At 38.6% G+C, this 9,566-nt stretch carries 6 protein-coding genes; 3 read left to right on the top strand and 3 right to left on the bottom strand.

Annotated elements, in window-relative coordinates; all coding sequences use genetic code 11:
• Positions 1-853 (top strand): WD40 repeat domain-containing protein (locus tag V7K79_RS22680; RefSeq protein WP_335050638.1); only part of this gene is annotated, 853 nt, incomplete at its 5' end.
• A gap of 14 nt (positions 854-867) precedes the next feature.
• Here V7K79_RS22680 and V7K79_RS22675 read toward each other — a convergent pair.
• The gene (locus tag V7K79_RS22675; RefSeq protein ID WP_335050637.1) at positions 868-1,431 is read right to left on the bottom strand and encodes a Uma2 family endonuclease; all 564 of its coding nucleotides are present in this window, start codon (positions 1,429-1,431) and stop codon (positions 868-870) included.
• A 45-nt stretch (positions 1,432-1,476) separates the two neighbouring features.
• Here V7K79_RS22675 and V7K79_RS22670 point away from each other — a divergent pair, with 45 nt between their 5' ends.
• Both V7K79_RS22670 and V7K79_RS22665 read left to right on the top strand, forming a co-directional pair.
• The gene (locus V7K79_RS22670) at positions 1,477-2,679 is read left to right on the top strand and encodes an ATP-binding protein (RefSeq protein WP_335050635.1); all 1,203 of its coding nucleotides are present in this window, start codon (positions 1,477-1,479) and stop codon (positions 2,677-2,679) included.
• Between the two features lie 393 nt (positions 2,680-3,072).
• The gene (locus V7K79_RS22665; protein ID WP_335050633.1) at positions 3,073-4,275 is read left to right on the top strand and encodes an AAA family ATPase; all 1,203 of its coding nucleotides are present in this window, start codon (positions 3,073-3,075) and stop codon (positions 4,273-4,275) included.
• A 432-nt stretch (positions 4,276-4,707) separates the two neighbouring features.
• On the opposite strand, the gene V7K79_RS22660 is transcribed toward V7K79_RS22665, so the two are convergent.
• Positions 4,708-5,568 carry a response regulator transcription factor gene (locus V7K79_RS22660; protein WP_335050631.1) on the bottom strand — a complete coding sequence of 287 codons (861 nt, stop codon included), beginning with the start codon at positions 5,566-5,568 and terminating at the stop codon, positions 4,708-4,710.
• Between the two features lie 346 nt (positions 5,569-5,914).
• Positions 5,915-7,894 carry a scytonemin biosynthesis sensor histidine kinase gene (locus V7K79_RS22655; RefSeq protein ID WP_335050629.1) on the bottom strand — a complete coding sequence of 660 codons (1,980 nt, stop codon included), beginning with the start codon at positions 7,892-7,894 and terminating at the stop codon, positions 5,915-5,917.
• Between the last annotated feature and the right edge of the window lie 1,672 nt (positions 7,895-9,566).

Below are 9,566 nucleotides of genomic sequence, written 5' to 3'. Positions count from 1 at the left end.
AAATGCCGTCGCCGTCACCCCCAATGGGCAACAGGTGATTTCTGCATGCCTTGACAGCACCCTGAAAGTCTGGAATCTGGCAACAGGGGAGGAACTATTCAGCCTCAATGGTCATATTTACTGGGTAAATGCCGTCGCCGTCACCCCCAATGGGCAACAGGTGATTTCTGCATGCCTTGACAGCACCCTGAAAGTCTGGAATCTGGCAACAGGGGAGGAACAATTCACCCTCAATGGTCATAGTTCCTGGGTAAATGCCGTCGCCGTCACCCCCAATGGGCAACAGGTGATTTCTGCATCCGATGACAACACCCTGAAAGTCTGGAATCTGGCAACAGGGGAGGAACAATTCACCCTCAATGGTCATAGTTACTCGGTAAATGCCGTCGCCGTCACCCCCAATGGGCAACAGGTGATTTCTGCATCCGATGACAACACCCTGAAAGTCTGGAATCTAGCAACAGGGGAGGAACTATTCACCCTCAATGGTCATAGTGACTTGGTAAAAGCCGTCGCCGTCACCCCCAATGGGCAACAGGTGATTTCTGCATCCCTTGACAACACCCTGAAAGTCTGGAATCTGGCAACAGGGGAGGAACTATTCACCCTCAATGGTCATAGACACTTGGTAAAAGCCGTCGCCGTCACCCCCAATGGGCAACAGGTGATTTCTGCTTCCTATGACAACACCCTGAAAGTCTGGAATCTGGCAACAGGGGAACTCATTGCTACTTTTACAGGCGAATATCCCATCAATTGCTGTGCAGTTGCACCAGATGGGATGACAATTGTGGCAGGTGATTCTTCAGGTAAGGTGCATTTTTTGCGTCTTGAGAACAAGAGAGAGGAATGAGGGGAGAAATAATTTTATTTGCCAAAGATTTCATCGACGCTAATATTCACATCAGGGAAGGCTTGAATTGATAAAGTTTGACCGCTAGTGAACTTTTGCATCAACTGATATCCTGCGGCTGTTGGTTGTTGATAAACTTCGACAATTTGCTCGTTAATATCTACTAACCAAACTTCAATAATGTTAACTTCTGCATATAAAGGAATTTTCTCTTCCCGGTCATACATCACAGTTGAATCAGATACTTCAATTAGTAAAAAAATATCCTGGGATTGGGGGTGTGCAGTGGCGTAGAAATTATCACGGGGCTTAAGTAATGCGACATCTGGCTGAGGTTCTGAGTTACCGTTCAGTTCCACAGGGTCTTGAATAGCAATGAGAACTCTATCCCGTAACTTCTGAGACAAGAGTTTGTTTAACCGTTTCACACAAGCAGCGTGTTTTGTCCCAATTGGCGACATCTCAATAATTTCTCCCCGAATCAATTCCACCCGGTCATCCTCTGTGAGAATCCCCGACTCAACCATCTTATGATATTGCTCAATTGTGAATTTCCGTCTTAGCAATTGTACAGACATCGCCACCTCCACTGTTGCCTTATCTTTTAATTATTCTCCAAAATTATGAACTCACCACCAAAACCACCGACTACAATCAATTCCAGAGGACATCCCACAGAGTTTGAGCAAATCATTCAAGAAAAAAGCCACAACTTTGTCGGTCGTGAATTTGTTTTCACAGCTATTAACAACTTTCTCCACCGCCATAACCAGGGTTACTTCACCATCATTGGCGCACCCGGTAGCGGTAAAAGTGCCATCCTCGCCAATTTTGTGACAAACAATCCTCAAGTTATTTATTACAATGCCGAACTTGAGGATAAAAATCGTGCTGACGAATTTCTCATAAATATCTGCACGCAACTGATTAATCAATACTCGCTTAATTACACCTCCCTCCCTGATAACGCCACAGAGGGAAGTTGGTTTTTCTCTAGTCTTCTCCAGCAAATCAGTGATGAGTTAGAACCCGATCAAAAACTGATAATTGCCATTGATGGGTTGAATTGCATTGACCGTAACAGCCAACCATCTGGTACAAATCTGTTTTATCTCCCCCGCTATCTCCCAGATAAGGTCTATTTCCTCCTCTCTCGTAGACCTTTCTTGCGGGAGAAGTCGGGTTTATTAATTGAAACGCCGTCGCAAAGTCTTGATTTAGCAGATTATCCAGAAGAAAATCGCCAAGATATCCAAGCATATATTCAAAATTACCTAACTACTGAAGAGATCCCCCCAACCCCCCTTAAAAAGGGGGGCAATACTCCTTTGTTAAGGGGGGATATTAAATCTTGGCTGAGTAATCACCAGATTAGTGAGCAAGAATTCTGCGATCGCCTCACCACTTTGAGCGAAAATAATTTTATGTATCTCAGTCAGGTAATAAGTGCGATCGCAGAAAATTTCTACCTGATACCTTTCCAGTACAATCAACTCCCGCCTGTTTTAGAGGCATATTATCAGCAGCATTTACACAAAATGTTTCCATCCGAACAAAAGGCGGAACATAGCACAGATGTGTTAAATGTTTTAATACAGCAGCAAAAAGCAATATCAGTGGAAGCGTTGGCGCAGCCCGCCGCAGGCATCGCACAAATCATTGATACTGATGAGTATGAAGTTGAAGAAGTGCTAGAAAATTGGCTAGAGTTCTTACAGCAAAAACCAATTGCCTCAGAAGCCCATTACAGTCTGTATCATTCCAGCTTTCGAGACTGGCTACGTAAACAGCAAATAAAACCTTCTGAAAAATATCCACGGACATAATATACAGGAGAATTCAGGAGTCAGAATGGGCTACGCCCCGCTGCGCTAACAGAAGTAAAACAAGCTTTGTACGTTCAAACTAACTTGTGTACTTCATCAACTTGAAATCTGCTGTAAGTCCTCATCTACAGACGGATATGTAGTATAGATAAATCAATCACTAAAAGTAAACATTTACTTAACAATTGGTTTATCAAAAAAGTTGACACAAGTAATTATTGTTGTAATATAGTATACTACAATAATAACGAGTTAAATTAAAAAGACTTCCTCGCTAGTACAGTGAAAATAAAATTACCATTTGCACGCAATTAGTTGATATTACGAGAAAAAATTTTCAAAACTTCCTACTTAATACCAAATAACTTAACTGACGCTGCATAACTTATAAATATGGATTTTGACTATTTTAGAAGCAATGAAGGCACTCCTACAAATAATACTCGGCAAAGTTTACTTGCTTGCGGTTGGCGACCGTTTAATCGAGAATTAGACTGGGGATTTTTGTGGCAACTGTTGTACAGTGACTCCCGCGAATTAAGTCAAAAAAGTTTGAATTTGGCGAGTAATATTGCTGATGTTTTAGGACGAAATAATTATAGTTGGTGGGCTAATTTATTAAGTGTTGTATCTGAGAACACCCGTTATGAAGTTGAAAAGTTTTGGAATTACATCACGCCAGATCCTCAATCACCAGATCATCGCTATAAAGATGTTTTGAGTACGGAAACGCCTATTGTCCAATTTGTCAGTCGTAGTAGCATTCCGATTGATTATGTTCTAAATCGACTGCAAGAAATTACTGTACTGCGAGTTTTAGGTGTATTGGGTAATCCTGATATTATTACCCAGTATCACTCAGAAAGAGATTTTTATTTTCCGATAGATAAATTTGTTAGCTGGGAACGCTTAGACATTATTAATACTGTTTACGCTTACTGGTCTAAGTATGACATCTGGTTACAAATTGATCCCTACGATCGCGGGCGACGGCAATATACTTTAATGGCGAAAAATCTCGCGCCACTAATTAATAAAGCAACTTACGACTTAGCAGTGATGCTGAGTGGCTATCAAAGTCGTGTAGGCAAAGTTCATAGTCAATTTAACATTCGGACATTTCCCACTAATATCCAAAATTTTACTGATTCTGTACAGCAAGCAATTCTGAATCAAAACCAGTTAGCGGTTGTTGTACATGGGCAACCAGGTACTGGTAAAACAGTGTGGACACAGGCAGTAGCAAAAGAAATTCTTGTACCTTTAGGGTATGTAATTTTTATTTTAGATCATGATGCGATCGCTAATTTTGTTCCACCGACTTACATAGAGCGTATCTGTATCGTTATAAACGAAGCTGATAATCTAGCGCAAAATCGTGCTTCGGAGGTAGCCCAATACAATAACAAAACCGAACACATTCTGAGTTTGCTAGATGGCACTTTGTATCAGAGTGTAATTGATGACTCTGGTATTCAGATGCAGCAACGCTTAGTTATCTTGATGACTTGCAACACTACTGAAAGATTAGATCCAGCTATGTTACGTAAAGGTAGGGTGGATTTAATATATGAGTTTACGCAACTATTTGTATGAAGGAGTCAGAAGGCAGCAGCTAGAAAGAACCTATGCTTTTAAGCGTGGGTTTAAAGCAAGGACAGTTTATGTCTCGTAGCATTTTCCGCTCAACACAAATCTTTTTATACTTGTGTAACTCTATAGCCACAAATAAAGTTTTTATTAATATAGCAGGAGGCAGGAGGAAGAAGGCAGGAGGCAGTAGGTAAAACTATTACTGTTTTTAGCATTTACGTTTGTCATTATGTCATAAAGGCTGTAACTACTGCTATACTTACTTTTTTTTGCGTTGCTGGATTGAGAGATGATTTAGCAAGTTATAAAATTTCTCCCCCTGCACAAGAATAGCCTGCCTAAATGTCATCCCCTGTTCTGCAACGCCCTTTTTTTCTTCTGCTCCCTATCCCCTGTCTTCTGCCAAATCTACTTTCACCACGGTTTCACCTGTTTTTACGATGCAAGCTGATGTTCTTTGCGCCAAGCTTGGGGAGGTAAACCGTGATGTTGGCGAAACTGGCGGGAGAAATGAGATACATCCTGATAGCCCAATGCTTTTGCTATCTTCTCGACTGTCTGCTCGCTATTTCGGAGTAAAAAACGCGCTCCCGCCATCCGACGTTTGACAATCCAGCAGTTTACAGTCTCTCCTGTTTGCCTTGCTACTCGGTTAGTTAAGTAAGCAGGTGAGTAACCAACAGCAACAGCCACATCACATAAAGTAATTCCTTGATGATAATGGGCTTCGATAAAGTCAAAAACTTCTTTTAATTGAGGAATGCAGGGAAAAATTGACTTAGAAGGATCTTCATCGGAGACTTCTTCATCAGAGGCTATGGCAACATCTCTAGCGATCGCTGTAGTATTACTTGCAAATACTGATTGTAAAGCTTTCTTGCATTGAATATTGCACCAGTATTTGAGAATAGCTTGCTTTTCTAAGCGAGTAACGATCACACTCACCAATTCATCTAGTGTAGAAGGTTTAGTAAGATAGTCGTCTGCTCCCAATTCCATAGCTTTGCGAACATCTGCTCTGGTACTACTGCCAGTTAGAAAAATGAAAGGAATAATTGCTGTTGCTGTAAGGGGATCTTGACGTAGCGTAGTTAAAACGCTATAACCATCTATATCGGGCATCGTGATATCGCAAATCACTATATCGGGTATATGCTTTTGTGCTTGCTGGATACCAGCAAAACCGTTGTCAGCACTTATGGTATCAAAACCTTTAGCCTCAAGACCCTTTAAATAAAGATTGCGGGTAACATTGTCATCTTCAATGACGAGAATTTTACTTGACGATTCAGACATGATTTTTTCTTACTATCACTATTTGTAGAACCTGCTTACGAGACTATTTGATGAGTATGTAAGCTTGACTTATTCCATTTTTTTAGCAACGCGATACTCCTACGGAGTCGTTGCACGAACGCTTAAACTGAAACCTTTATAGGACAGTAGTTTTATTTTTCTCACTTCATCAATAATTTGTAAGGTGGAAAAAATATTTGCCAAAAAGCTAGAGTTTTTACTGGATAAAGAAAACCGAGTTCTTAATTTTGGATCAAGTCGAGGTAAGTAGGTATGAAATTAATTACTTCTTTCCAAGAAATATGATTGTTAAGTTTTCAATTAGCAACTATCTTCATTTCAATACTTATAACTTGGTACTAGTTAACTCTGATTCGATTAATGGCAATACCACAGTAAATGTAGTGCCTACACAAATTTGACTTTCTACAGAAACTTGACCGTGATGTAAATCTACAAGGGTTTTAAGAATCGATAGTCCTAGTCCAGTACCAGGTATATGATCAATATTTCCACCACGGTAAAATGGCTCAAATATTCGTTGTTGATCTACTCCTGAAATACCGATCCCCTTATCTTTTACCTGGAAAATTAATTTTTCATTTTTGCAATATAATTTCAACTCAATTGCAAAATTTGAAGTAGAATACTTGATTGCATTGTCTAGCAAATTCTTCAAAATAGGCTCTAACAGTTTTTTATCTATGCAGGCTGTTAGAGAGTTATCTTGACATACAAAGTTAATTGGAATTCGGTTAAAACTCATCTGCATTTGTGCAACTAAATCATTACAAAACCCAACTAATTCAAGCGGTTTGGGATCGCAGTTAATTTTTGCTGATTCTGCCTTAGAGAAGAACAAAATATCATCCAACATCTGGCTGAGTTGTTCGGTAGCTTTTTGAATGTGATCGAGTAGTGGTTGGATTTTCTTCTGTGTGCGTTTGTCTACTTCTTCTTTGAGTAAGCTATTAGAAAATGAAACAATATTCAGCGGAGTCCGAAATTGATGGCAGACCATAGAAAGAAAACGCGCTCTAAGTTCGCTAAGTTGTTTTGCTTGTTCTAAAGCCTGGTTTAGACTTAATTCTGCATATTTATAATCAGTAATATCAATACCTGCAATCAGTTCAACTGGCTTTCCCCCAAAATCCAGCACTCCATTCAGCATGGCAACCGCACAAGCTAGCCAGCGCTCTGTGCCGTTTTTTGTCAAAATACTTACCTCTTGATATTCAAAGTTACCTGCTTCACCCTGGTTGCGTACCTGCCGACGTTTTTTGCTTTTAATCAGTCGGCGCAGTTCAAAGCCTGTTGTTAATTCCTCGTTTGTGTAGCCAGTGAGTTTCTCTACTGCTGGATTTACATAGCAAAGCCGCGTACCTTGAATCAGAAAAGTGCTCGTATCTGTCGTTTCTGCTAAAGTCCGAAATCTAGTTGCGTTCAGTCGTAATGCTTCTTCAGTCTGTTTCGATTCAGTAATGTCCCAAATACTCCATACTCTCCCAATAATTTTACCCTCAAGCAACTGAGGTTTAGAGTAATGTGCAAAAACTCTCCCATCTTTCAACTCCAGAATGTCGTAGCTCTCGAAATCAGATTGGCTAGACACTTCCCAAATCAATCGACTAAAGGTTTGTGGGTCTTTAAGTTGGCTCTCAAAAAATGCTTTGCATTGAGGACATTTCTTAGATAGTATTAGGGACTCTGGGATCTGCCACATATCTACAAATTTCTGATTCAAGCTCAGAATATCTCCCTCAAAGTTAACTGCAACAATACCAATGGCAGTAGACTCGAGAGTAGAACGAAGTAAAGAAAGAGATGTTTCTAGTTCTATTTCTTTTGCCTTGACTTGAGAAAATTCCTGTTGCAAATTGTCTTTGGCATCCCTTAATTCATCAGTCCACTTTTGAACGCTCAATTCTACTATTTCATCAGTTTTCTCACGAACAAAAGCACAGCCAAATTCCATATCTTGGTGTTTTACATAGTTCATGGATATTTCTACCAGAAATATCCGACTTCCTTTTGTCCGATAGCGAGATTTAAAGGTAAGGGAACCCTGTAAGTTAATATCTGACCAATTATGCAGAGAATAATCTACATCTATATCATGCAGCCTCATAGAAAGTAATTCCTCACGGGAATACCCAGTCATCAGACAAGTGGCATCGTTGACGTAAAGAAACTGTGCATTTGCTCCTAAACAGAAGGCAGCATCTACTGCGTGATTTATTAACAAGTGAGCAAACTTCATTTCTACTTCTGGTTGTAATGCCCATTTATTGTTTGATGTAGCTAATGTATAGTCGCTAGAATTCATATTTATACTTCCTCCTACTAATCAATTAGCACCATGCCCATTAATGAGCTAATAATCATAACTTGCTGAAATATTTGATGCGCTATTAGGCTGCTTACAAATAGAATTAGTTAGTAGATTAACAAATATTATTAATGACTGTTACAAAAATTATCATACCAATAAAAAGTGAATTTCATAACTAAAAATTTCTAAAAAAAATCTAAATGTTTAAAATATATAGTTGATTTAAATAGCTTTTTATAGCAACACAAAATGTAGACAAATCAAATCCAGATTAGTCAATCAAATTTAGAGATTAAGAGTTCAAAACTATTAATCTCTAAGAAGAAAAAACATTTTACATTTAAACTAGCCCTGCATCATAACTAACTCATACTAATGATTCACTAACCTAAAATTACTGGGTTTCAACTAAGAAAAAGTTAAGGGATAAAAATAAATGTTATCCTTTAATCTTTACTAAACTAAGAACTTTAGCGATCTACTTGTGTAGAGTCGCTTGATTCTCGACATAAATGAATTTGCAGTGCTGGGTTTGGCTTAAAATGAGCAAGTTTTACTCATCAATTTATTTTCTTAATTTATCTTAACTTACTCTCTCAGGAATTTAACTATAGAAAAACATGTTTAGTCATCCGTCGTAAGGAATAGTTGCGTAACATAAGATTACAGCGGTTTCACCTATAAAGTCGTGTTTTTTCTCAGAAAAAACATTTTTATTGAGATACACGTAATTTATGCTATGTCCTACGTTAAAAATAATAAAATTTATCAAAAGAATTACGTACTTCATATTTATTTTTCTTTCCTTCGGTAGATAATAAAGTTAAGAAGCTATGTAATCAGTGTTACAAATAATTGACTCAAAGAGTTTTTAGTGGCAACATAAAGCCCGCCGAACTGTTGTAGTTCGACTCATGGTTTAATTTAGGTAATTTATGGCAAGGAGTTCAATAGTCAAAAATCAGGCGTTGCTGAATCAATATATAAAAAGCTCACGCGGCGATCGCTTCTGTAGACAACCGACAAAAATCACACTCACATAAGTCCGAAAGCAAAAGAATTGACAACTAGAGCAAAAAATTTTCTATTGTAAATTTGGTGATATATCTTGCTAGCGATCGCAGAAGATGAATCTTTCAGTTGACTAAGTTACAAATGCCATAATCACGAACAAAGCGAAAAAATTGACATATATATCAAAAGATTTTTCATTGCAAATTAGGTTTTTATTGTAGCGACTAAGAATCTCATCAGGCGTTTATTAATTAGATCGGTGCTATTAAAGCTATCTATATGAAGTTGTGTAAAGATTCTGAGATGTCCTTAACTTCGGGTTAGTTGCTAATTTATACACCTTTACATAACTTAGTTTTTTGCCGTTAATCTACTTAAATACTGTAGTCATCACATAGAAGCGAAAAATTTGACATCTCTATCAAAAGATTTTTGATTGTACAACAGTCTTCATCTCCTTTATTCTGGTGGCAAGAAGCACAGCCTTAACTTGTTGTATGCTTTCGGTAAAAATTTTTTGGTACTGCGCTCACAAGCATCAATCAGCAGCAATCAACCATTTCTACTTTTGTCCAAACTAGTAGTTCGCCAAGTGAACTTGGCGGGGTAAAGGGTAAGGGGGAAGGGGGAAAGGTTTTAAATCCCTTTCCCC

This window comes from Nostoc sp. (genome assembly GCF_036917575.1).
Classification (GTDB): Bacteria; Cyanobacteriota; Cyanobacteriia; order Cyanobacteriales; family Nostocaceae; genus Nostoc.
The sequence above is the reverse complement of the archived record's forward strand: the minus strand, read 5'-3'. Positions and strand labels throughout refer to the sequence as shown.

Bases quoted from the DNA above. Each gene is read 5' to 3' on its own strand.
- V7K79_RS22675 (WP_335050637.1), bottom strand. From the start codon at position 1,431: ATGTCTGTACAATTGCTAAGACGGAAATTCACAATTGAGCAATATCAT.
- V7K79_RS22670 (WP_335050635.1), top strand. From the start codon at position 1,477: ATGAACTCACCACCAAAACCACCGACTACAATCAATTCCAGAGGACAT.
- V7K79_RS22665 (WP_335050633.1), top strand. From the start codon at position 3,073: ATGGATTTTGACTATTTTAGAAGCAATGAAGGCACTCCTACAAATAAT.
- V7K79_RS22660 (WP_335050631.1), bottom strand. From the start codon at position 5,568: ATGTCTGAATCGTCAAGTAAAATTCTCGTCATTGAAGATGACAATGTT.
- V7K79_RS22655 (WP_335050629.1), bottom strand. From the start codon at position 7,894: ATGAATTCTAGCGACTATACATTAGCTACATCAAACAATAAATGGGCA.